Origin of the sequence: Pedobacter cryophilus (assembly GCF_005116455.1) — a bacterium.
Lineage (GTDB): Bacteria > Bacteroidota > Bacteroidia > Sphingobacteriales > Sphingobacteriaceae > Pseudopedobacter > Pseudopedobacter cryophilum.
The window spans coordinates 351,632-376,122 of sequence record NZ_SWBP01000004.1 but is presented as its reverse complement, the minus strand read 5'-3'; the positions used below and the strand labels follow the sequence as shown (position 1 = coordinate 376,122).

The window sequence follows — 24,491 nt, the reverse complement described above, 5'->3', positions numbered from 1 at the left end:
TTATTGGTAACTGTAATAACCCGCAGAACGAATGATGGATTCTATATCTCTTTCTTCCTCTGGGTCGTATTGGCTTTTTAAATCATGTCCAAATACCCTAGCCACAGATTGCATTAAAAACGCAGAAACTCCACCTTTCATATCTTTCACCAAGTCATAACTACTATTTCCTGTTTCCCTGTCAATTAATTTAATAAGGACTTCTCCTTGTGAGATGGACATGTTTTTAACATCTCTATTAAACAAATCTTTGATTTCTTTTTCACAACCCTTAACCAACGCTTTTTGTTTTCTTCTATCAGTAGTTACCGCTAAGTCTTTTTCAAGCTGGCGATATCTTTGCCCTGCAAAACGAGCGTAAGGCAAAACCTTTAATACATTATACCTTAACCTTCTATATTTGTTAAAATCATCTTGAGATTTAAACAAACGGGTGGAAACCACATTTACTTCATTTAAAACAATCCAAGGCATTAATTCGCCATTGTAGTTAATAGCCGAAACTTTAATAGTATCATTTTGACCCGCTCTCACATAAGATTCTTGAGCTTTGGCATGATATCCTAAAAGGAATACAAAACAGAAAATAAAAAATGCTTTCGTTTTCATCATTTTAATATACGAATTTATTGCATATTAATTACTTTAAATAGCAATAAGTAACCCAAAATTCGTTATTTTAACGTGAAAAGATTGCATAAGGGAAATTTTTAAATGAAAGATTACATTATAGACATAGAGGCAGAAAAATCAGAGATTCTAAAAAGGTACAGAGCCTTATTAAGAGCCTGTAAATCAACACTTAAAAAAGGAGATAAAAGAATGATAAGGATGGCGTTTGATATGGCTGTGGAAAGCCATAAAGATATGCGCCGAAAATCTGGTGAGCCTTATATTTATCATCCTATAGCCGTTGCTCAAATTGCTGCCGAAGAAATTGGACTGGGAACAACCTCTATAGTTTGTGCGCTTTTGCATGATGTGGTAGAAGATACAGAAATTACCTTAGAAGATATTGAAAGAGAATTTGGGAAAAAAGTTGCTAAAATTATTGATGGATTAACCAAAATATCTGGAGTTTTTGATGCCAATAGCTCTATGCAGGCAGAGAATTTCAGAAAAATGCTGCTTACCCTTGCTGATGATGTAAGGGTGATCTTAATTAAACTGGCAGACAGGTTACATAATATGCGCACCATGGACTTTATGCCCAGGGATAAGCAATTAAAAATTTGCTCAGAAACTGTTTATTTATATGCTCCTTTAGCCCATAGATTAGGCTTATACACCATAAAATCTGAATTAGAAGATCTTTCTATGAAGTATATGGAGCCTGAAACCTATAAATTTATTGCCACCAGGTTGAATGAAAAAAAGACCGAAAGAGAATCATTTGTTAAAGAATTTATAGGTCCAATTAATAGAATATTAAAGGAACAAGATTTGGAGGCTAACGTAGTTGGTCGTCCAAAATCTATTAATTCTATCTGGACCAAAATGAAGAAAAAGGGAATTCCTTTTGAAGAGGTTTATGATCTTTTTGCCATCAGAATTATTTTAGACAGCAAGCCCGATCAAGAAAAATCAGATTGCTGGAAAGCATATTCTATTGTAACTGATTTGTATCGCCCCAATCCAGATCGTTTAAGAGATTGGATTTCATCGCCAAAAGCAAATGGTTATGAATCTTTACATACCACGGTAATGGGTCCAAAAGGACAATGGGTTGAGGTTCAAATTAGGACCCAAAGAATGAACGAAATTGCCGAAAAAGGATTTGCAGCTCACTGGAAATATAAAGAATCATCTTCTGATAGCGGTTTAGATCAATGGGTTTCTAAGGTTAGAGAATTGTTAAGCAACCCAGAAGCCAATGCGTTAGACTTTTTGGATGATTTTAAAATGAATCTTTTTTCTGATGAAATATTCATTTTTACCCCAAAAGGAGATTTAATACAATTACCTATTGAAGCTACAGCCTTAGATTTTGCCTTTGAAATTCACTCAGATGTAGGCGCTAAATGTATAGGTGCTAAAGTGAATCATAAATTGGTTCCCTTATCTTATAAACTCCAAAACGGAGATCAAGTAGAAGTCATCACCTCTGGTAAACAAGCGCCAAAAGAAGATTGGTTAAACTTTGTGGTCACCGCAAAAGCAAAGGCAAAAATAAAATCATCTTTAAAAGAAGAGCGCAGAAAAGTTGCCGAAGACGGCAAAGAAATATTAGAACGAAAACTTAAATCGTTAAAAATCACCTACAATTCTGATAACATTTATAAGCTTTCTTATTTCTTTAAACTTTCTTCTACGCAAGATTTATTTTACAACATTGCCAAAGGATTAATTGACCTTAAAGACTTAAAAGAATTTGCTGCTACAGAAAAAATAATTGATCAAAAACCACAATTAGATACCGAGCAAGAGCAAATTCAAAAATTAATTAAGCAGGTTAAAACCAAAGACAGCGATATTCTTTTAATTGGCGAAGATTTACAAAAAATAGATTACAAACTTTCTAATTGTTGCAATCCTATACCCGGAGATGATGTTTTTGGCTTTGTAACCGTTTCTGACGGAATTAAAATTCACAGAACCAATTGCCCAAATGCCACAAAACTCATGTCGAGTTTTGGATATAGAATTGTAAAAGCCAAATGGACCAGCCAAAAGCAATTGGCATTCTTAACCGGACTAAAAATTATTGGTATTGATGAAGTTGGCTTAATTAATAACCTCACTAAAGTAATTTCTAGTGATTTTAAAGTGAATATGAGATCCATTACTGTAGATACAGAAGATGGAATATTTAACGGAACAATTATGGTTTATGTAAACGATACCAAACATTTAGAAAACCTGATTAACGAGCTAAAACAAGTAAAAGGAATTACTGATGTAGCCAGATTTGACTCCGAAACAGAACCGCTAACTTTAAAAAGCTAGAAACCATTTAGCTATGTTGTAAATTTTAATAACTTTGAACCTTTAAGAATAAAGATGGGCGTACAAGAAACCATAGACATGGTCAAAAAGATTTTCGAGACTTACCTCGAAAATAAAAACCTCAGAAAAACTCCTGAACGTTTCGCCATACTCGAAGAAATATATTCAAGAACAGATCATTTTGATGTGGAATTGCTTTATATCCACATGAAAAACAAAAAATACCGAGTAAGTAGAGCTACCGTTTACAACACTTTAGAACTCTTACTTTCATGTGATTTGGTCACCAAGCATCAGTTTGGGAAAAATATGGCTCAGTTTGAAAAATCATACGGGTTTAAACAACATGATCACATTATTTGCCTAGACTGCGGTAAAGTGGTGGAGTTTTGCGATCCAAGAGTTCAACAAATACAATCGATGATGGGCGATTTACTTAAATTTGAAATCCAGCATCATTCTTTAAATCTGTATGGAAATTGCACCCGTTTAAAAAACGGTTATTGCGAATCTCAAGAAAATAAAAATTAATTATTAATCATAAATATATACCAACCAAAATAAATGGCTGTTGATGTTTTATTAGGCCTCCAATGGGGCGATGAAGGAAAAGGAAAAATTGTTGACGTTTTAGCACCTAAATATGATTTAATTGCTCGTTTTCAAGGCGGACCAAATGCTGGTCATACTTTAGAATTTGATGGAAAAAAGTTTGTTTTAAACACCATTCCATCTGGTATTTTCGAAAAAAACACCATGAACTTAATTGGTAATGGCGTAGTGATTGATCCTATCATCTTAAAAAGAGAAATTGATAAATTAAAAGATGCCGGGCATGATTTATTAGCGAAGAAAAACCTAATGATTGCTCGTAAAGCACATCTTATTTTACCTACTCATCAATTGTTAGATGCTTCTTCTGAAAAGAAAATGGGCGAAAGTAAAATTGGCTCAACCTTAAAAGGAATTGGCCCAACTTACATGGATAAAACCGGTAGAAATGGACTAAGAGTAGGTGATATTTTTCTTCCAGATTTTAAGGAGAAATATGATAAATTAGTTGAAAAACACCGTTCAATACTATCAAATTACGGAGAAATTGAAGATTTTTCTGAAAAAGAAGCTGCATTTTTTGAAGCTTTAGAATTACTAAAGCAATTCCCACATGTAGATAGCGAGCATTTGGTAAGCCAATATTTAAAAGAAGGAAAAACAGTTTTAGCAGAAGGCGCACAAGGTACCATGCTTGATATAGATTTTGGTTCTTATCCTTTTGTAACCTCTTCAAACACCACAACCGCAGGTGCTTGCACAGGTTTAGGTATTGCCCCAAACAAAATAGGCGAAGTAATTGGCATTTTTAAAGCCTATTGCACCCGTGTGGGTAGCGGTCCCTTCCCTACTGAGTTAGATAATGAATTGGGCGAAGAATTAAGAAAAATTGGTCACGAGTTTGGTGCTACTACTGGTCGCCCAAGAAGAACCGGTTGGATAGATTTACCAGCTCTAAAATATGCCATTATGCTTAACGGAGTTACCCAATTGGTAATGACAAAAGCTGACGTTTTAAGCGGATTCGAAAAAATTTATGCTTGCACACACTACAGTTATAATGGCGAAATTATTGATTACATGCCTTATGACATCAGCAGCATTAAACCAGAACCTCTTTTTGAAGAAATTGATGGTTGGCATGAAGATTTAACCGGAATTAGAGAACCTCATGAAATTCCCGAAAAATTAGCTGCTTACATTAAATATTTAGAGCAACACTTAGAAGTACCTGTTAAATATTTATCAGTAGGACCAGATAGATTACAAACTTTGATTTTAAATTAAGGTTTAAACAACAAATTTAAACGTTCCCTAATTCGCAAGAATTGGGGATTTTTTTGGTCTTTTTTTTGAAAGGCAATGGCTGTTTTCCATAGCTCCCGATAGCCGGGCTATACACTCCAAATCCGCTCGCTCTTATACTGCGGGTTTTCCGCTACTATACCGCTTATTTTACTTAGGCCATTGCTACTATTGAAAATTTTATATCTTTAAAAGAAATCTATCTTTTATCAGACTAAGCCAACAGATTATGGGTGTATTAAACTGACTTAGATAGACATATATACAAGTTATGCACAATTATAAACCTAAAAATTAATGTTTCCACAACTTGATAACTATCTGCAACTATGGACTAAATTAGAGTACGACATAAAAAAGTATAAAGAGACTAATCATATTTTTGAATTATTAAATTGTATAATGACATTAAATTCATTTCCTGAATGGATTGATAAAAGTCAAGAATCAAGTAATAGTTTGAAAGAAACTGCAAGAGAGAAAATTAAAATTATGAAAGGTCTTGATGGTTTTATCTTTGATGAAAGTAAATTAGATTCAGATATTGACCAAAAATTACGTTTTATAAGATTAATTTGTAATCATTCAAAACATAAAACAGACTCAGAATTAATTCCTATCATCAAAAGCAAATGGGGAACTAGCTTTCCTTCTAAATTTCCCGGAAAATTTTGCAATATAATTGCCATTGGAGAAAAAGAAATAGATGCCGAACATTTAATTAATAGTGTTGCTGAATTTTGGAAGAATCGAATTTGAATAAAATAACGGCGCATAGCCACAGGTTTAAAAAATTGCGGGAGAAGTACTTTATGCGCCTTCATCACTTTTTACTAAATTTAATGCGGGCAGACAAGTTTTTGCAAGAAAAGCCGTAAATTCTCAAATCTGCAAAACGTTACCAATCTGGTTTACGTGTTCCTTTTTCAGGATCAATAAATCTAAAATGAAAACAAAGGACTGTGTCCGGCTGGTGGAAGAAACATTTTAAGAAAGTAAATCCCAGACAGGGTCTTCGGTCTTCATAAGACATTTAAATGATCCTGCGGAACACTTAAACGAGGAATAGAGCATGGGTTTAATATTTGAAAGTTTATGGAAGATCAAAACATTATTATATACAATACCCAAGATGGTAAATCTGCCGTTTCGCTTTATGTAAAAGAGGATTCTGTTTGGATGAACCAGCAACAGCTTGCTGAACTTTTTGACACCTCTAAACAAAACATCGGTCAACACCTCACTAATGTACTATAATACAAATAGTTATAGGAAAATTCAGTTATAAAGTATTACTTAACAACTGAATTTCATATCAAAAATTACGATATTACTTTTTATAGTTTAGCATATCTTATATAAGATCTTTTCATTTACAATTTAATCAAAATCTATCTCAAAATATTTCAAAATAGCTTTGTAATTATCTTGTGCAGAAAGGCAAGTATCCATTAGATATTCTTTTACATGATCCCATTGCTGCAAGCCGCGATAATAGAATATTTTGAAATCATCATCAATAATAAATGGAACAATATTATTGGCAAGACATTCCTTAAACATAATCAATCTTCCAACCCGACCGTTGCCATCTTGAAAAGGATGAATAACTTCAAATTTTTGATGAAAATCTATAATATCTGCAATAGTTTTTTGATCTACCTTATGATAATTTAAAAGTAATTCCTTCATTTTAGTAGGAACTAATTTGGGTAAACAGGTTTCATTGCCTCCAACTTCATTTGGAAGTTTTTTATAATCCCCAACGTTAAACCAATCTTTTCGGCTATCTGATGTTCCTGATTTTAATAAAAAATGTAAATCTTTAATAAATGATTCTGTAAGTTTTGATTTTGCCTTTTCAATAATTAAATCAATGCAGCGAAAGTGATTATTTGTCTCAATAATATCATCAATATTCACGCTTTCATTGGTTATGCCTATCGTGTTGGTTTCAAAAATAAAACGAGTTTGCTCTTGGGTAAGTTTGCTTCCTTCAATACGGTTAGAATTATAGGTCAAATCAATTTGTGTACGATGGTAAATACCACCTTTTAATTTCATCTCTTTTTGTTCTTTCAGTTGATTGAGCAGTAAATTATCACTAAATTTTTTCTTTTTTCCTTTGTTAGGTAACAAATGATCCTCTGGGATATTCCAGGTTTTACCAGTTAAAAAAGCACCTTTTATTTTTCCTTTGGCACAGTAATTCCGCACCGTTCTTTCTGGCAAACTCCATTTTTTAGCAAATTCACTTACGGAAATATATTTCATCGTTTTCTATTCAATTCTCCCTATCGGCAAATATAAATCAAATTACGTGTTATAATATTTAATTATTGCCGATACAGGCAAAAACAATACTGGCAACAATTAAATCCGGATGAAGCGATAAAGATTTTGAATGGTTTTAAAAGATCTAACTTAAACATTCAGCTCTGTGTTCTCCGCGTACTTTGTGGTTATAATTTTACCTTTTCCTAGCAGAGTCTCTCACAGAGGACCCTGCGTAAATTATTCATAAAACACCCCCAACAAAAAAGGCATCCATTTTCATGAATGCCTTACAAAATCTATAAAATTAAAACTATCCTTCTTGGTGTAACCAAGCTTTCTTAGCTAATAATTCTTCTTCTGTTTCTCTTACTTCTTCATCATCTACACAGCAATCTACAGGGCAAACCGCTGCACACTGTGGTTCATCATGAAAACCTTTACACTCGGTACATTTATCAGAAACAATGTAATAAACCTCGTCTGATACTGCTGATTGTGCTTCGTCTGCATTTAAAGTTTCTCCGCCACCAAAATCTATAATTCCTTTTAGATTGGTTCCTTCAGAAAATTTCCAAGGTTGTCCGGCGTCATATATTGCGTTATTGGGGCATTCTGGCTCACATGCTCCGCAGTTAATGCACTCGTCTGTAATTTTAATTGCCATATCTTATTTTTTCTTCTGTCTTAAAACGTACTTTTGTATCTCAAAATCCTCGCAAATATAACACAATTAAAGTATTTGAGTTTTACCCAATGTCGAATTTTAGTAAAGAAAAGAAAGTAGATGCATTTGTAAGGTTAGGTGATTTTTTATTAAACCCTGATGAGGAATTTATATCAACCATACAACATGCAAAAAATAAAAATGGTTGGTTTACTGATATTGAGGTAAATAAGGCAATTAAGGCCAACGGTCAAATGTTAAATTTAGCCGATTTAACTACCTGGTTGAGTGAATATCCAAGCCCTAAAAAAGAACTGCAAAAAGTAGGATTAATTTTAGCAGGCAACATCCCATTGGTGGGTTTTCATGATATTGTATCTGTTTTAATTAGCGGTCATATTGCTTTAATAAAGTGTTCTTCTCAGGATGATATCCTAATTAAGGCAGTTTTAAATCAATTAATTAAGATTGAGCCTGAGTTTGAAAAACAAATTCAGTTTGTAAACCGATTAGAAAATTTTGATGCGGTAATAGCCACCGGAAGTAATAATTCTTCTCGTTATTTTGAGTATTATTTCTCTAAAGTGCCACATATTATCAGAAAAAACAGAAATAGCGTAGCTTTATTAACCGGTAAAGAAACTTCAGAAGAATTAGCGGCTTTAGGTAAAGATATATTTGATTATTATGGTTTAGGATGCAGAAATGTTTCTAAATTTTTTGTTCCCGAAGGCTATATTTTTAATCATTTTTTTGAATCTATTCAGCATTTTGAGGATATGATTAACCATCATAAATTCCAAAATAACTACGATTATAATAAGTCTATTCTTCTGGTAAATAAAGTGCATCATTTTGATAATGGCTTTTTGTTAGTTACAAAAAGTGAAAGATTAAGTTCGCCGCTATCTGTGGTTCATTATGAAGAATATCAAAAAATTGAAGATGCTGTTGAGAAAATAAAGCAGCAAGAACAAGAAATTCAAGTTGTGTTAAGTCAAGAAAACATACCAGTTCCTCATATAAGTTTCGGCGAAAGCCAAACACCAAAACTTTGGGATTATGCTGATGGTGTAGATACCATGCGTTTTCTATCGGCTTTAAGCTGAATTAAAAAAATTAAAAAACTACCTCATAAAAAATTTTACCTTTGAAATATGTATGTGATAAAAGTTAAAGGAGTTGCCAAAATACCCGATTATGTACAATTACGGGATGAGCAGTTTACGCTTTTAGCTTATTTTAGGGTAGACCGACCAGAAAAATCTTTAGAAAAAGTTGGTTTAGCCGACAAAGCAACATATATAATGGATATTGTAAAGGATTTACCTTTTGGCCAAATCTTAAAATTAGACATCTGATGATTGGAAATTCTGTAATAAAACTAAATAACGTTGATGTTTTTCAGCAAAAACACTTGGTACTTTCTAATGTAAATTTGCATGTAAACACAGGCGAATTTGTTTATTTAATTGGCCAAACCGGATCTGGAAAAAGTAGTTTACTTAAAATTATTTACGGCGATTTACATATTAAAAATGGAGATGGCCATGCGGTGGGTTATGAACTTAAAGACTTAAAAGAAAGTGACGTACCATTTTTAAGAAGAAAATTGGGTATCGTTTTTCAAGATTTTCAGTTGCTAACGGATAGAAGCATAGAGAAAAATTTAGAGTTTGTTTTAAAAGCAACTGGCTGGAAAGATAAATCTTTAATTGACGAAAGAATTAAAGATGTGTTAGAAAAAGTGGGTTTAAGAAGTAAAATGAGAAAAATGCCTCATGAAATTTCTGGCGGAGAGCAACAACGTGTGGTAATTGCCAGAGCACTTTTAAACGACCCAGAATTGATTTTAGCCGATGAACCAACCGGAAATTTAGATCCAGAAACATCTGAAGAAATCATGATTTTGTTAAGACAAATTAGTCAATCGGGTACCGCAGTTTTAATGGCTACCCATGATTATCATATTATCAGAACTTTTCCTTCTCGCATTATTAAATGCGAAAGCGGTAAAGTAATTGAAGACGCAACAGTTTAAAAACCCAAAATACAAAAGCAGTCAATTTGAAAGTCTTTTTAAATAAGACTGACAGGTTGACTGTTTTTATTAAATGGCAGTATGTTTGGTAATTGCTCATTGATTAAACTATCATCAAAATGTTTAAGAAAAAGAAAGTATCAGGAACAGAAGACAATAACAAAATGACAGATCATACAAAAGAACAGGACGAGATTCGTGACGAGATAGCACAAGTAAATGAATCTACGGTGAATACAAAAGATGGAGAAGTGGATTCGTCTGAAAACGAATTGAGTGAAGTAGATAAATTAAAAGCAGAAGTTGCTTTGTTAAACGATAAATATGTTCGTTTATACGCCGAATTTGACAATTACAAACGTCGTACCACCAAAGAAAGAATAGAATTATTGCAAACTGCGGGTAAAGATGTGATTGTAAGTATGCTTACCGTTCTTGATGATTTTGAAAGAGCAGCCAAAGCCATGGAAACCGCTACTGAAGTTGCCCCGGTTAAAGAAGGTATAGAATTGGTTCATCATAAATTAAAATCACTTTTAAACCATAAAGGTTTAAAAGAAATGGAATCTAAAGGAAAAGTTTTTGATGTAGAACTGCATGAAGCGATTACTAACATTCCTGCTCCTAAAGCTGATTTAAAAGGAAAAGTAGTTGATGAAGTAGAAAAGGGTTACTATTTAAATGACAAAGTAATCCGTTTTGCTAAAGTGGTAGTTGGCGCATAATGATTTGATAATTTGATGATTTGAAAATGAGCCAATTCCTGTCATCTTCAAATTCTCAAATCTCCAAATCTTCAAATTAAAAAAATGAGTAAAAGAGATTATTACGATATATTAGGTGTTTCTAAAAATTCACCTGCAGATGAAATAAAAAAGGCTTACAGAAAGTTAGCTATTAAATTTCATCCTGATAAAAATCCAGACGATAAAGCTGCGGAAGACAAATTTAAAGAAGCTGCCGAAGCTTATGAAATCTTAAGTAATCCCGAGAAAAAACAACGTTATGATCAGTTTGGCCATGCTGGCTCGCAAGGTGGTTATGGCGGCGGTTACGGTGGAGGCGGCATGAATATGGATGACATATTCAGTCAGTTTGGCGATATTTTTGGCGGTGGCGGTGGCAGCCCTTTTGATAGCTTTTTTGGCGGTGGTGGTCAATCATCTCGTGGAGGAAGAAGGGTTCAAAGAGGCACCAATCTTCGTATTAAAGTAAAACTCACTTTAGAAGAAATTGCCAATGGCGTTGAGAAAAAAATAAAAGTAAACAAGCAAATCATTTGTGATACTTGTGATGGCAGTGGCGCTAAAGACAAAAATTCATTTTCTACTTGTAAAACTTGTGGTGGTAGCGGCGCAGTAAGAAGAGTAACCAATACCATTTTGGGCCAAATGCAAACTACAAGCACTTGTCCTACTTGTAATGGCGAAGGAAGCACTATTTCTGCAAAATGTAACACTTGCCATGGAGACGGCGTAACTCGTGGAGAAGAAACCATTAGCATTAATATTCCTGCAGGCGTAAGTGAAGGGATGCAACTAAGCATGAGCGGTAAAGGAAATGCAGCTCCAAGAGGTGGCGTTCCCGGAGACTTGATCATTTTAGTAGAAGAAACTCCTCACGAATCTTTAAAAAGAGAAGGTATTAATGTAATTTATGATCTTCATGTAAGTTTTGTAGATGCCACTTTAGGCGCAAGCGTAGAAGTACCAACTATTGACGGAAAAGCCAGAATTAAGCTAGAACCAGGGACACAAGGCGGAAAAATTTTAAGATTAAAAGGAAAAGGTATTCCTGAAGTGAACTCTTATCATAAAGGAGACCAATTAATTCAGATTAATATTTGGACACCAAAAACGTTGAATAACGAAGAAAGAGACCTTTTAGAACAACTTAGAGAATCCCAAAACTTTAAACCAAATCCTGGTAAGAACGAGAAAAGTTTCTTTGACAGGATGAAGGAATATTTTGAGTAAAGAATTAAATAAATCAATTAAAAGCGAGACCTAAAATCTCGCTTTTTTTGTGCTAAAAATTTATATCTTGACTTTGTAACAATTAAATCAGCCAATCTATATTCTAATCCAAATCATTCTTTTTATCTTGAATAAAATTTACGGTCAATCAAATTCATAACCATGTTAAAATTAGCTTTCGTTACTATAATTACTGTTTTCACAGCATTTTTTGCTATCGATTTAAAGAAAACAGAAAAACAGCCTAGCCCAGTAGAAGAAACCGCCGAGAAAAACTATCAAACCTATTGTGCAGGTTGCCACGGCGGTAAAATGGATGCTTTTGTAGATAGAAAATGGAAATACGGCAACACTAAAGAAAACCTGTATAAATCTATTAAAACAGGTTATGCTGATGGAGGAATGCCTGCTTTTGAAAAAAGCTTTAGTGACAAAGAAATTAAAGATTTAGCTGATTACATTTTAAAAGGCATCAAAAATGTAGACAGATATACTTCTAGTGAAAAACCATTATCAGACACTTTTAAGACTGAAGAAAGCACCGTAAAACTGGTAAATGTTTTTAGTGGCGCAAAAGTGCCTTGGGGAATTGCGTTTTTACCTGATCAAAAAATGTTGGTGACTGATAGATCTGGCGAGCTTTATTTGGTAAATGAAAACAAACAAAGTGAAAAGGTTTTGGGTGTACCCGAAGTAAGAGCATCAGGGCAAGGCGGTTTAATGGATGTGGTTCTTCATCCTGATTTTGCTAAAAATAACATTATCTATTTGAGCTATTCTAAACCTAAAGAAGGCGATAGCAAAATGCAAACTACTGCAATATTAAAAGCGGTTTTAAAAGGCAATCAGCTAGAAAATGCTAAAGATATTTTTGTTGCTGAGCCTTATTCTACCACCCGTCATCATTATGGTTCTAGGTTAGTTTTTGGTAAAGATGGTTACCTGTATTTTTCTGTTGGCGAAAGAGGAAATGAAAAAGGAAATCCTCAAAATATTAAAAACGACTTAGGCAAAGTTCATCGTATTAAAGACGACGGTTCCATCCCTGCTGATAATCCTTTCGCCAATAAAAGCGAAGGACAAAAAACCATATATTCTTACGGACATAGAAACCCACAAGGGATGGCATTAAATCCTTATACCGGCGAATTATGGTCTAATGAACATGGTCCACGTGGTGGAGACGAAATTAACATTCATGTTAAAGGGGCAAACTATGGCTGGCCGGTAGTTTCTTATGGCATTAATTATAATGGAACTACTTTTACCGAATTGACTACAAAACCCGGAATAGAAGCTCCTATTCATTATTGGATTCCTTCTATCGCACCAAGCGGAATGGCATTTGTAAACAGCAAAATTTATAAAGGTTGGGAAGGAAATTTAATGGTAGGTTCTTTACGTTTTGAGTATTTGAACAGATGCGTTATTAAAAATAAAAAGGTAGTTAAGGAAGAATTATTGTTCAAAAACATAGGAAGGGTACGCGAGGTAAGGATGGCGCCTGATGGTTATTTATACATAGGTGTAGAAGGCAAGGGAGTTTTTAAAATTGTTCCGGTGAGCTAAAAATAATTTGAGCGCTTTATAATTTAAAAGTTAGCTATTTATTTCACGCAAAGTCATAAGATCATTTTTTTTATGCCCTTTGCGTGATTTTTTATTGTTCTTCGCATGAATATTTGTCTGAATACTAGCCAAATAAAACAAATAGCCCTTTATTTTAAATTATTTTTTCAAGAAGTTGAATAGTCTGATGTAATAAATAGCCACTTATTTCATCTAATGATCAAACTAAACAAAACCTCGTACATGTTAAGTATCAGAAACATTGTTAAAGAGTACGCTAAACACCGAGCCCTAGACCATGTAAGCATGGAAGTTGAACAAGGGAAAATTTTTGGATTATTAGGTCCAAATGGAGCAGGCAAAACATCTTTAATCAGAATTATCAATCAAATTACCGGACCCGACGAAGGAGAGATCTTTTTTAACGGCGAAAAGCTCAATCAATCTCATATCAATAAAATTGGATACCTGCCAGAAGAACGTGGCTTGTATAAAAAAATGGAGATTGGCGAACAAATGCTTTACTTGGCCAGATTAAAAGGACTAAGCAGAGCTGAAGCCACCAAAAGAATTAAATTTTGGTTTGAGAAAATGGAAATGCAAAGCTGGTGGAATAAAAAAGTAGAAGATCTTTCCAAAGGAATGCAGCAAAAAGTACAGTTTGTGGCCACAGTTTTACATGAGCCCGAATTAATCATTTTAGATGAACCTTTCTCGGGCTTTGACCCTGTAAATGCAGAAATCATCAAAAATGAAATCTTAGAACTGAACCAAAAAGGCTCTACTATTATTTTTTCTACCCATAGAATGGAATCTGTAGAGCAACTTTGTGACCACATTGCTTTGCTTAATAAATCTCATAAAATATTAGATGGCAGCGTAAAATCAATAAAAAACGCTTATAGAAATAACACTTATCATATTGGTGTAAGTGCTAATTTCAAAGCATCATCTTCAGCAACTTTTGAGTTAATAAATACCATTTCAATAGAGGAAAGTGAGAAATTAACAATCAAACTTAAAGAGGGATTTACTACAAATGATGTTTTACAAGAGCTTATTCCGCAAACTGGGGTAAGTTATTTAGAAGAAGTGATTCCAACTATTAACGAGATTTTTATTGAAAAAGTTAAACATCTAAACTAAGCCTCCTCATGAACAAAGTATTTCTAATTATACAAAGAGAATATTTAAGCAGGGTAAAAAAGAAATCTTTTTTAATCCTTACTTTTTTAGTGCCTTCATTATTTATAGGCATGATGACATTGGTAGTTTATCTTACTGCAAATAAAGATAGCGATGTCAAAGATTTTAAAGTGATAGACCAATCTGGAATTTTTAAAAATCAATTTAACAATACTTCTAATATTAACTTTAGCTACCTCAATGAAGATTATGAACAGGCAAAAAAGGCAATTAGAAAAGAAAAAGAAGATTTTTTACTCTATATCCCATCAGATTATGCACAAACCGGAAAAGTAGAAGTCATATCCGAAAAGAAACCGAGTATTTCTATAGTAGATGATATTGAAACCCAGATGGAATCTATACTTAGAAACAAAAAATTAATTGCTGCCGGGATAGACACCTCGGTATTGAACAGCTCAAACGCAAAAGTATCTATAAACGCCAAACAGTTAACAGATGAAGGAGAAAAAGATGCCAGTTTGGGCGCAACTTATGTAGTAGGTTTTTTAGCCGCTTTTATGATTTACTTAGCGCTTTTCATTTATGGAGCACAGGTAATGCGAGGCGTAATTGAAGAAAAAACCAGTAGAATTATTGAGGTTATTGTATCATCTGTTAAACCTTTTCAACTCATGCTGGGTAAAATATTAGGAATTGGAGCTGTTGGCTTAACACAATTCTTATTATGGATTATCTTAAGTACAGGTTTATCTACCTTGGCTTCTAGTTATATCAACACAGATGATAAAGCAAAAACAGAACAAGGAATAAAGAAAGATGCCAATCATCCTGATATGAAAGAGATTAATTCAGGTAATAAAGTTCAGCAATTTTTAAAAGCTGCTGATACCATTAATTTCCCACTCATTATTGGAACGTTTTTCTTTTACTTTTTAGGAGGATATTTGCTTTACAGTGCCTTATTTGCGGCAGTTGGATCGGCGGTGGATAATGAAACCGAAACACAGCAATTTATGTTGCCTATTACGCTTCCACTAATTTTTACTTTTATTATTGGGATGAATGTGATTGTGAACAATCCAGATAGCACACTTTCTTTTTGGATGTCGATGATTCCGTTTACCTCTCCTATTGCCATGATGATTCGTATTCCATTTGGTGTACCAGCTTGGGAAATTGCTTTATCAATGGCCTTATTGGTAGTTGGCTTTGTATTTACTACTTGGGTGGCATCCAGAATTTATAGAGTTGGAATTTTAATGTATGGCAAAAAAGTAACTTATAAAGAATTGGCCAAATGGTTTTCTTATAAGGAGTAGAAAGTTATCAGTAAAAAGTTATAAGTAAAATCTAAATTAGTCCATGGTCTATTGTCCATGGACTTTTTAATTAAAAAAATGAGCACAATAAAAGCAGTTATAGACATTGGCACCAACACTTTTCACTTGTTGATTGCAGAGGTTTCAGATCAAAAGAAAATTTCTGTCATCCATAAAAACACCATTGCTGTAAAACTTGGGGAAGGTGGCGTAAATAAAGGCTTTATTGCTGATGCTGCTTATCAAAGAGGAATAGCCGCTCTCATTCAGTTTAGAAAAGAATTAGATGCACATCATATTCAGTTTGTAAAAGCTACGGCCACTGCTGCCGTAAGAGACGCAACGAATGGAAAAGCATTTATTGCTGAGGTTTTGGCTAAGGCCGATATTAAAATTGAAATTATTGATGGCCAAAAAGAAGCTGAATATATTTATTTAGGCGCCAAAGCAGCGGGAGTATTGAGTGCTGAAACTACTCTTATTATGGATATTGGTGGCGGCAGTACCGAATTTATTATTTGTAATGAAAACGCTGTTTTTTGGAAAAAAAGTTACCGTTTAGGAGCGGCCAGATTACTTGCCGACTTTTACCAAGAAGACCCTATCTCTCCAAAAACCATTCATCAAATTTACGAGCACTTTGAAGCACAATTGGTTGATCTTTTTGAGCAACTTCACCAACACAAAGCATTAAGTTTAATTGGAACAGCAGGCTCTTTTGATACTTTTGCCGAATTAATTGCTGTTAAAAATGATGCTGTTTTTGACACAAATAAAACCAATCACTTTGATTTTAATTTTGATGCCTTTAATAATTTATTGGCAGAACTCATTGCTTCTACACATCAAGAAAGAAAAGAAATGAAGGGTTTGATTCCTTTAAGAGTAGATATGATTTTAATGGCTTCTATTTTAACCAAATACGTTTTAGAAAAATCTAATTTAAAACAAGTAATCACCTGTACTTTTTCTCTTAAAGAAGGTTTATTAATGAGTGATTTTTGAGATTAAGAAAGATAAGGTCTTAATTTTTCAAATAGCTTTTCGGTGGGTAAGCCCATTACGTTGGTATAAGAACCTACTATTTTTTGAATAGCTACTAATCCTATCCATTCTTGAATACCATAAGCGCCAGCCTTGTCATAAGGTTGATATTGATCAACATAAAACTCAATATCTGCTTGGCTTAATTCTTTAAAATAAACTTCGGTGGTGTCGCTAAAGCTGATGGTTTCTTCGGCAGTTTTTAAACTTACTCCGGTAATTACCAAGTGCATATTACCATTCAGTTTTTTCAACATTTTTACTGCGCCATCTCTATCATCGGGCTTCCCTAAAATCTCGTTATTTAGCACCACAACGGTGTCTGCGGTAATAATTATTCCGTCTGCTTGATGCTCAAAAGCATCTGCTTTCTTTTTTGCTATATAAGCAGCCACTTGGTCAAGCGCTAAATCAGATGGAAAACTCTCGTCGACTTCTTTTAATAAAATTTGATGATCTAAACCCATCAACTGCAATAATTCTGTGCGTCGTGGTGATTTAGAGGCAAGGTATATTTTCTTTTTGATTAGACTCATAATTTCACTTTATCTAAACTTCCGTCATCGGCGTCTGGTTTGTCTATAAACCATTTTCCTTGTACTTTCAACACCTTTTCTATAATATCTCTGGCTACTCCGGTTCCACCTAAAAACGGCGAAATGTAAGAACTGATAGCTTTTATTTCCTGAACTCCGTCTGCAGGGCAAACTGAAATAGCAACTTGCTCCATAATCTCTTGATCTGGAAGATCATCACCCACGTAAACTATTTCTTCTCTTTTTAAACTGGTTTTAGATAAAAAATCTAAAAAAGGTTCCATTTTATAAGAAGCATTTAAATAGATATGCTGAACGCCTAAACCCTCTAAACGCAATTTTACAGCCTGAGTTTTTGCCCCAGTAATGACACAAACCTGGTATCCTTTTTTAATAGCTAGTTGAATAGCATAACCATCTTTAATGTTGTATTGACGTAATTGTTCTCCAGTTTCGGTCACTAAAATATTTCCATTGGTTAATACCCCATCAACGTCAAAAATAAAGGTGGTGATGTCTTTTAGTTTTTCTAACATGGAAATAGTTTAATAGGAAACTGAATAAAGAGCTTAATGACCTGAGTTAAATAAACGGGATGGCAGCATTTGTTTGAGCTCTTTTTTATGATTTTTTGGAATCATAAAAAAAGCGAGTGCGTACAGCCCGACTGAAGAAGGTTAACAGCAAAAATTTGCTTTTCCAATTATTGATTATCTCTCCACTCGTACACCCAAGCAGATTGAATTTGCTCTAAATGTCCTTCGTTAGATTCTTCTTTTGTACCTACAAAATTGGGAAGTGCTAACACCCATTCCATCAAATCGGTAAAACGGATACGGTAAATTTTTGATTCGCCAAAATCATCTCCAAACTTCTCATAAAGTCCCATTGCGATGTCTTCATGATCATTCCAGTGGATGGGTAATGCAAATTTATCTGTATTCATGTTTTTTAAATTTAGTGTCCTAAGAATTGAGATTGATCTGGAATGGTGACTTCAATATTGCCATCGATGATGACGCATTGGCAACCTAAGCGTGAATTAATACGTGGATTTACAGCTCTATCAATAAAATCTTCTTCTTTATCTGATATTTCCTGAATAGCATCTTCGCCATTATTTACGTAAACATGGCAAGTACTGCAACCGCAAACTCCACCACAATTATGTTGTAAATCTATCCCATTATCTAAGCAAACGTCTAAAACCGACTCTCCTTCTGCAATAGGAAGCTCTATGGTTTCGTGACCTTTTTCTTCGAAATTTATTTTTACTTTATAAATATTCATGTGTGGCAAAAGTAGCAATTTATTTGTCCTCTGCTTGTTGAGGATGATACTTTTTTACTATGTCTTGACTGATCAAATGATAAATTACTTGCCATTGAGGATGGGAAGACAATAAATCTATATGCTTATTCATGGTGAGCTCATCATTTCGCTTGGCAGGCCCAGTTTGCACTGTAGAAGGTAAGTTTAACATCGCTTTATTAGCAGTTTCTTGAATGAGGGGTCTTAATAAATCAAAACTCAAGTTCTTCTCCTGCAAAATTTGCTGAGCAATAGTATAGAAATGGTTGGTAAAATTACAAGCAAATACTGCCGAAACATGTAATAAAGCCCTGGTTTGAGAATCTGCCGGTTGAACTTTTGCAGATAATTGACTCGCGATATTTGATATTTTATCTAATGAAGAGGCCGTATTTCCTTCAATAAAAAGTGGAACCTGGCTAAAATCTAAATCCGCAGATTTTGAAAAGGTTTGTAAGGGATAAATTACCCCGTATTGGTTACCAAATTTTTGAAGAATAGCTATTGCTGTAGTCCCTGAAGTATGAATAATTAACCTATTTTCCTTTACAGGGATTTGTGAAGCCACATTTTCTATAGCATTATCACTCACCGCAATAATCACTACTTCTATGCTTTCGCTGATGTCTTTAATATCTGGAATAGAATTGGCACCAATTTCTAAAGCTAAATTAACAGCATTTTCATGATGCCTACTCCAAACCTGCATTACTGGATTACCGGCTTTGATAAGGGCTTTACTTAAATGAGAAGCCACATTACCCGAACCCAATATTGCTATTTTCATATTTACTTAACTTCCTTAGCTCTTCTAAAAATAGATAGTATAAAGCCAACAATCATGATAATGGTACCGCCCCAAAGCAAATTGATGTATGGAAAAACAATGGCTTTCATTACTATCCAATCTTTCTTTTCGGCTTTAGGTTTTTCATAAACCGTTAATTCCAATTTATCCTTATCAGGTAAAATATTGGTGAATCTAAATTTAAGACCTAATTCATCTACTTTTTTACCAAAATCTACTTTTGCGTTTCCTTTAATTAAGAAAATAGGTTCCGTTTCTACCGTAACGTTTTTAGACTGAACTTCTAGTTTCATTCCTATAGCTACGTCATCTTTAGTTAAGGGAATATCTTTAATAGATGCATTTTTATTAACCGCTTTTACAATTGCAAATCCATCTCTAAAACGAACGGTATCTCCTACCGAAACTTCATGAACTACCGGAAGTTGATATTCTTCATCCTCAGAATGCCCTTCATGGTCTTCGTGATGTTCTTCTTCTTTTAAAGGCACACTACTTACATGGGTATAAACATCATGAAAAAGATAATGCTTTGTATCTGGAGACGCTACAATCTGCTTCATTTTAGCATTTTGTTGAGCATTTGGGTATAAGCTAAAGTTTTCTTTTACCACACCCTTATCATCAATCACCTTATAATTTACCCTGTAATAAGTATTTACTCCTGAGGTAGAATCGCCCTGATAAGTTACAGTGTACTCATTCATTTTTACAGGCTCATTTTTGTATAAAATGATGTTCTCTCTGGGATTATTGCTCTTGGCAAATTCATCTCCAAAACCAATACCTGTATTGTTTACTGATATAATTTTATTGTTTGCTGCCGCAATTAATGCTCCAACTAAAACAAAAGCAAAACCAATGTGAGCTACCGCAGAACCTGATAATTTCCATTTTCCTTTAAGTGCTTCGCCTAAAATTTTTGCGTTACAAAGAATAGAGAATACCGCAGACCATGTTAGTAAAATGTACATTACATTTTGATAAATCTCTGTCACATAAACAATAACTCCTGTAAGTATAACAGCAACTACAAAAGAAACAATTAGACTAATAAAGAATTTACGGACATCTGTTTTTTTGTACTTTAAAAACTGAGAAAATGCAGAGATAGTTGCAATAGCAAAAGCAAAAGCTATTTGCCACTTATTATAATGCTGAATAACATTGGTTGGAGGAGCTATCTCGGTACCAAAAATAGTGTTGAAAACCGGAATAGAGGTTGTAGCTATAATTTGGATACAAGAAACTAAAAGTGTGATGGCACCAATAAATAACCAAAACTCTCTGGAATAAGTATCCTCATCTTTTTTGGTGATGGGTAATTTTTTCCAGTTGATGATGATTAAAACTAAGGGAAGGATAAAAAATACGCCTAAATACGTTAATAGTTGAATATCCATCCCTGCTGAAGTAAAAGCATGAACAGATGTTTCTCCTAAAATTCCGCTTCGGGTTAAAAAAGAAGCATAAAGTACCAGTATAAAACTTATTAAAACCAAAAATAAAGCAGTAAAATAAGAATGACCAGAGTTTTTGTAAGCCAGCATCACGTGTACGCCTGCTATTAATGTTAACCAAGGAATTATAGATGCGTTTTCTACCGGATCCCAAGCCCAAAAACCACCGAAGTTTAAAGCTTCATAAGCCCAAAATGAACCCATAATAATTCCTGTACCTAATATCATTACTGCAAACAAGGTCCAGGGCATTGCAGGTTTTATCCAATCTGAATAACGCTTCTCCCACAAAGCTGCCACTCCGTAAGCAAATGGAACTACCATAGAGGCAAAACCCAAAAATAATGTTGGTGGGTGTATCACCATCCAATAATTTTGTAATAATGGATTTAAACCATTACCATCTTGAATAAGTGTTAAATAATCAGCCCTAGAAAATATTGGCGCATCCATAGCTTCTCTTAGTAAGATGAAAGGAGAAGAGCCTATTTTCATACCAAATATTTCTACTCCCAAAATCATACTTGCTAAAAACACTTGCGAGAAAGAAACAACCGTCATCACACTGTTTTCCCATGTTTTGGCTTTAAAGGTTAGAATTACGCCTAAAACAGCTTGCCAAAAAGTCCAAAGCCAAAAACTGCCTTCCTGACCTTCCCAAAAACAAGAAATAATATAATAAACTGGTAAAGTTTTAGAAGAGTGAGCCCAAGCGTAATGGTACTCAAACAAGTGATTATAGATGATATAGAACAAACAAACTCCTATACAAATAACCACAAATAGATTAAGACGATAAGCTAATCGTCCTAATTTTTGCCATGAAGTATCTAATTTATCTTTGGAAATTGTGGCGAAATAATAGCTAAATAAAGCAATTAAAGATGTTCCAAAAGAAAGTACAATAAAGAACTGACCGAGTTGACCGGGTAACAGGTGTTCGCCTGTAAATTGTGTATCCATTAAAAAAAATTAACTTTTTACCTGAGCTTTAACCTCAGTAACTTCTATTTTATCTTGGGTATATTTAGATGGGCATTTCATCAAAATTTTATTTGCCTGAAAGCTTCCGTTTTCCATTTGACCGGTCAAAACAATTTGTTCTGAACGTTCAAAATCTTGTGGTTTAGAGCCTGTAAAAACAACTTTACATTCTTTCCCTTTGTTGTCTTTCATGTAAAAAGAAAAGTAATTAGCGTCTTGCTGTGGATTGTAAACCATCTCTTTATTTTTGATGAGTTTACCTACCACATGTAATTCTTTTTGAGTTTCCTGAGCATCAGAAAAAGAACCGTAAGTGCTGCTATCTGCATAAGTGCTTACAATTACTCCAATAGCAATTGCAATGATAATCATCCCTATTATTGAACTTTTTTTCATAACCTTTATTTATTAGCAATAATTCCACAAAAATACAAAACCACAGGGTGTATATGTTAATATAACAAGATTGTTAACCTATTAAGAATTATTCTAAATAATTTTTGATCCTGATTTACTTATCCCAAATATTCTTTTGCACCAAACTAATTTTGTCTCCAAAAAACAACCTGGTACTGGTTTCAAAAGCACTGGTCTTATCAGAAACAAAGAATTGATGCTTGGGTTTTAAAGTGGCGTTATTTAACAAATCTAGCTGCTGCAATTTTAGTTTTACATCTTCGGCAACTATACTGGCTGTGTTTAAAATTTCTACTTTACCGTTGTAATAATCATTAATCTCTCTTTTTATTAATGGATAATGAGTACAAGCTAAAATAAGAGCATCTATTTTTTTAAGCTTAGTAGAAGATAAATAAGAATTAATGATGGTTTTACTGATGTTGTTTTCAAAAAAACCTTCCTCAATCATAGGCGCAAGTAACGGCGTAGCTAAAGATTGTACCTCTATATTTGGTAAAGCTTCTTTTAACTTTTTGGCATACACATTAGATTTGATGGTAGCTTTGGTAGCAATTACCCCTATTTTTTTGTAACGAGCTTGATGGGTGCAAAATTCTACAACTGGGTCAATCACGTTTAAAATAGGGAGTTCTTTACCTAAAAAATCTTTTAAATCTTGATAGCCTAAAGAAGACGCGGTATTACAAGCAATTACAATTGCTTTACAACCTTGCTCTGCCAAGAACTTTCCAATTTTTAAGCTGTAATATTTGATCGCCTCCTCAGATTTATCACCGTAAGGCATGTGAGCGGTATCGCCAAAATAAATTAGACTTTCTTGCGGCAAAACTTGCCTTATGGCGTTTGCAACAGTTAATCCTCCAATACCAGAATCAAAAATACCTATGGGTTGACTTGACTTCATTTCGTATAGCTTATGGCTTAAAGCTAAAGGCTTTTAATTATAATTAAAATAAAAAATGCGAAGTAAGCTTAAACTTACTTCGCATTTAGCTTTTTGCCTAAGGCTTATCGCTTATTTAAGTCCTAATTTAATTTTAACATCAGGCATAATGTTAATACCACCGTCAAAATAAACTAAACCTGGTTGTGTAGTATCAAATACGTAAGCATAACCTTTTTCTTTAGCTACTGCTTTAACTGCATCTTCTGCTTTTTTAAGAATTGGATCGTATAATTCTCCTCTTTTCTTTTCAAAATCATCACCAGCTTTTTGTTGAAATTCCTCAATACGTTTTTGCAAATCCTGAATTTCTTTCACTTTAGCTTCTTTTAAAGCTTCGCTTAAAGTTTTTTCTTTTGCTTGAAAATCTTGCACTTTAGTTTGATATTCTGCATACATGATTTTACCATCTGCATCTAAAGAACCTTTAAATGTTTCTAATTGTTTATCAGCAGTTACTACTTCAGGCATCGCCTTAATTAATTCTGCAGAATTGATATGTGCAATTTTTTGTTGAGCATTTGCAACGCTACCCGCGAATAATAAACCTCCAGCTACTAATGCAATTTTGAATAATCTTTTCATCTTTCTTATTTGTGTGTATTTAATTTGATTTTACTATTTTAAAATAAATTCTTCTATTTAGCAAATGATCCGGGTTTATAACCCATTTTTGTGATCACAGCATTTGTACCATCAAAATTAGCTCTTGCAAATAACAAGGTTACTGTACTTTTATCTATTACAATATCAATGTTTTCTCTGCCCGCATATTCTTCAATAGCTTTAGCTACTCTTTCTTGTATTGGTTTTATTAATCTAATCTTTTGACGATATAAATCACCTTCAAAACCAAACTTTTGTTGCTGAAATTCTTTTACTTCTCTATCTTTTTGATTGATATCTTCTTGTCTCTTTTTTCTCATATCATCAGTCAGTAAAACTTCATCTGCCTGATAATCTTTTTGCATTTTCTCTACCTCTTTAAATTTATCATCAATTTCTTTTTGCCATTGTAATGCCAATGCATCTAATTGTTTTTGAGCTGATGAATATTCTGGTATGTGTTTTAAGATATATTCTGAATCTACGTACACTAAACTCTGAGCAAAAGCAGTTGCAGATAGCATAACGGTAAATAATGTAAGAATAATATATCTTTTCATTGGTTAAATTTTTTCTGTCAA

At 33.7% G+C, this 24,491-nt stretch carries 27 protein-coding genes; 14 read left to right on the top strand and 13 right to left on the bottom strand.

Translation table 11 applies throughout. From position 1 onward, the window contains the following. A complete protein-coding gene (locus FA046_RS13145; RefSeq protein ID WP_317130550.1) occupies positions 1–612 on the bottom strand; it encodes a DUF4294 domain-containing protein in 612 nt (203 codons plus the stop codon). 102 nt (positions 613–714) lie between these two features. Between FA046_RS13145 and FA046_RS13140 the strand changes: the two genes are divergently transcribed. From FA046_RS13140 to FA046_RS17300, 5 genes are all read left to right on the top strand, one after another. Beyond that, positions 715–2,946 carry a RelA/SpoT family protein gene (locus FA046_RS13140; RefSeq protein ID WP_136826974.1) on the top strand — a complete coding sequence of 744 codons (2,232 nt, stop codon included), beginning with the start codon at positions 715–717 and terminating at the stop codon, positions 2,944–2,946. A gap of 54 nt (positions 2,947–3,000) precedes the next feature. Then, positions 3,001–3,477, top strand: coding sequence for a Fur family transcriptional regulator (locus FA046_RS13135; protein ID WP_136826973.1), 477 nt, complete (start codon positions 3,001–3,003; stop codon positions 3,475–3,477). Between the two features lie 33 nt (positions 3,478–3,510). Next, a complete protein-coding gene (locus tag FA046_RS13130; protein ID WP_136826972.1) occupies positions 3,511–4,785 on the top strand; it encodes an adenylosuccinate synthase in 1,275 nt (424 codons plus the stop codon). A gap of 315 nt (positions 4,786–5,100) precedes the next feature. Further along, positions 5,101–5,562: a hypothetical protein gene (locus FA046_RS13125; RefSeq protein WP_136826971.1), complete on the top strand. Its 462-nt coding sequence runs from the start codon at positions 5,101–5,103 to the stop codon at positions 5,560–5,562. Positions 5,563–5,898: 336 nt separating this feature from the next. Beyond that, entirely contained in the window at positions 5,899–6,060 is a 162-nt protein-coding gene (locus tag FA046_RS17300; protein ID WP_169303371.1) for a hypothetical protein, read from the top strand. A gap of 123 nt (positions 6,061–6,183) precedes the next feature. On the opposite strand, the gene FA046_RS13120 is transcribed toward FA046_RS17300, so the two are convergent. Further along, complete coding sequence (locus FA046_RS13120; protein WP_136826970.1) at positions 6,184–7,077, bottom strand: Fic family protein; 894 nt, start codon at positions 7,075–7,077, stop codon at positions 6,184–6,186. Positions 7,078–7,390: 313 nt separating this feature from the next. Continuing rightward, positions 7,391–7,744, bottom strand: coding sequence for a 4Fe-4S dicluster domain-containing protein (locus FA046_RS13115; protein WP_136826969.1), 354 nt, complete (start codon positions 7,742–7,744; stop codon positions 7,391–7,393). A gap of 89 nt (positions 7,745–7,833) precedes the next feature. On the opposite strand from FA046_RS13115, the gene FA046_RS13110 reads away from it, so the two are divergent. From FA046_RS13110 to FA046_RS13070, 9 genes are all read left to right on the top strand, one after another. Beyond that, positions 7,834–8,853 carry an acyl-CoA reductase gene (locus tag FA046_RS13110; protein WP_136826968.1) on the top strand — a complete coding sequence of 340 codons (1,020 nt, stop codon included), beginning with the start codon at positions 7,834–7,836 and terminating at the stop codon, positions 8,851–8,853. 48 nt (positions 8,854–8,901) lie between these two features. Then, positions 8,902–9,105 (top strand): fructose-6-phosphate aldolase, encoded by a 204-nt coding sequence (locus FA046_RS13105; RefSeq protein ID WP_136826967.1) that lies wholly within the window; start codon positions 8,902–8,904, stop codon positions 9,103–9,105. Continuing rightward, a complete protein-coding gene (locus FA046_RS13100; RefSeq protein WP_136826966.1) occupies positions 9,105–9,785 on the top strand; it encodes a cell division ATP-binding protein FtsE in 681 nt (226 codons plus the stop codon). The genes FA046_RS13105 and FA046_RS13100 overlap by 1 nt, the downstream gene beginning before the upstream one ends. A gap of 119 nt (positions 9,786–9,904) precedes the next feature. Next, a complete protein-coding gene (locus tag FA046_RS13095; protein WP_136826965.1) occupies positions 9,905–10,510 on the top strand; it encodes a nucleotide exchange factor GrpE in 606 nt (201 codons plus the stop codon). 84 nt (positions 10,511–10,594) lie between these two features. Next, complete coding sequence (gene dnaJ / locus FA046_RS13090) at positions 10,595–11,761, top strand: molecular chaperone DnaJ (RefSeq protein WP_136826964.1); 1,167 nt, start codon at positions 10,595–10,597, stop codon at positions 11,759–11,761. A 162-nt stretch (positions 11,762–11,923) separates the two neighbouring features. Further along, a complete protein-coding gene (locus FA046_RS13085; RefSeq protein ID WP_136826963.1) occupies positions 11,924–13,330 on the top strand; it encodes a PQQ-dependent sugar dehydrogenase in 1,407 nt (468 codons plus the stop codon). 243 nt (positions 13,331–13,573) lie between these two features. Further along, positions 13,574–14,476, top strand: a complete 903-nt coding sequence (locus FA046_RS13080; protein ID WP_136827053.1) for an ABC transporter ATP-binding protein — start codon at positions 13,574–13,576, stop codon at positions 14,474–14,476. Positions 14,477–14,484: 8 nt separating this feature from the next. After that, the gene (locus FA046_RS13075; RefSeq protein ID WP_136826962.1) at positions 14,485–15,798 is read left to right on the top strand and encodes an ABC transporter permease; all 1,314 of its coding nucleotides are present in this window, start codon (positions 14,485–14,487) and stop codon (positions 15,796–15,798) included. A 78-nt stretch (positions 15,799–15,876) separates the two neighbouring features. Then, positions 15,877–16,803: a Ppx/GppA phosphatase family protein gene (locus FA046_RS13070; protein WP_169303370.1), complete on the top strand. Its 927-nt coding sequence runs from the start codon at positions 15,877–15,879 to the stop codon at positions 16,801–16,803. 2 nt (positions 16,804–16,805) lie between these two features. On the opposite strand, the gene FA046_RS13065 is transcribed toward FA046_RS13070, so the two are convergent. The 10 genes from FA046_RS13065 to FA046_RS13020 all read right to left on the bottom strand — a co-directional run bounded on the left by FA046_RS13065 (position 16,806) and on the right by FA046_RS13020 (position 24,470). Next, on the bottom strand, positions 16,806–17,378 hold the full coding sequence (locus FA046_RS13065) for a Maf family nucleotide pyrophosphatase (protein WP_136826960.1): 573 nt from the start codon (positions 17,376–17,378) through the stop codon (positions 16,806–16,808). Continuing rightward, positions 17,375–17,914, bottom strand: a complete 540-nt coding sequence (locus tag FA046_RS13060) for a KdsC family phosphatase (protein WP_136826959.1) — start codon at positions 17,912–17,914, stop codon at positions 17,375–17,377. Before FA046_RS13060 ends, FA046_RS13065 begins: the two co-directional genes overlap by 4 nt. 167 nt (positions 17,915–18,081) lie before the next feature. Next, positions 18,082–18,324, bottom strand: coding sequence for a Fe-S cluster assembly protein IscX (gene iscX, locus FA046_RS13055; protein WP_136826958.1), 243 nt, complete (start codon positions 18,322–18,324; stop codon positions 18,082–18,084). 11 nt (positions 18,325–18,335) lie between these two features. Further along, positions 18,336–18,668, bottom strand: a complete 333-nt coding sequence (locus FA046_RS13050; RefSeq protein WP_136826957.1) for a 2Fe-2S iron-sulfur cluster-binding protein — start codon at positions 18,666–18,668, stop codon at positions 18,336–18,338. A gap of 19 nt (positions 18,669–18,687) precedes the next feature. Next, positions 18,688–19,476, bottom strand: coding sequence for a Rossmann-like and DUF2520 domain-containing protein (locus tag FA046_RS13045; RefSeq protein WP_136826956.1), 789 nt, complete (start codon positions 19,474–19,476; stop codon positions 18,688–18,690). Positions 19,477–19,478: 2 nt separating this feature from the next. Further along, positions 19,479–21,920 (bottom strand): heme lyase CcmF/NrfE family subunit, encoded by a 2,442-nt coding sequence (locus FA046_RS13040; RefSeq protein ID WP_136826955.1) that lies wholly within the window; start codon positions 21,918–21,920, stop codon positions 19,479–19,481. A 9-nt stretch (positions 21,921–21,929) separates the two neighbouring features. Then, positions 21,930–22,337 carry a cytochrome c maturation protein CcmE domain-containing protein gene (locus FA046_RS13035; RefSeq protein ID WP_136826954.1) on the bottom strand — a complete coding sequence of 136 codons (408 nt, stop codon included), beginning with the start codon at positions 22,335–22,337 and terminating at the stop codon, positions 21,930–21,932. A gap of 115 nt (positions 22,338–22,452) precedes the next feature. Next, positions 22,453–23,265 (bottom strand): glutamate racemase, encoded by an 813-nt coding sequence (murI, locus tag FA046_RS13030; protein WP_136826953.1) that lies wholly within the window; start codon positions 23,263–23,265, stop codon positions 22,453–22,455. Positions 23,266–23,376: 111 nt separating this feature from the next. Then, positions 23,377–23,889, bottom strand: a complete 513-nt coding sequence (locus FA046_RS13025) for an OmpH family outer membrane protein (protein ID WP_136826952.1) — start codon at positions 23,887–23,889, stop codon at positions 23,377–23,379. A gap of 53 nt (positions 23,890–23,942) precedes the next feature. After that, positions 23,943–24,470, bottom strand: a complete 528-nt coding sequence (locus FA046_RS13020) for an OmpH family outer membrane protein (protein WP_136826951.1) — start codon at positions 24,468–24,470, stop codon at positions 23,943–23,945. Between the last annotated feature and the right edge of the window lie 21 nt (positions 24,471–24,491).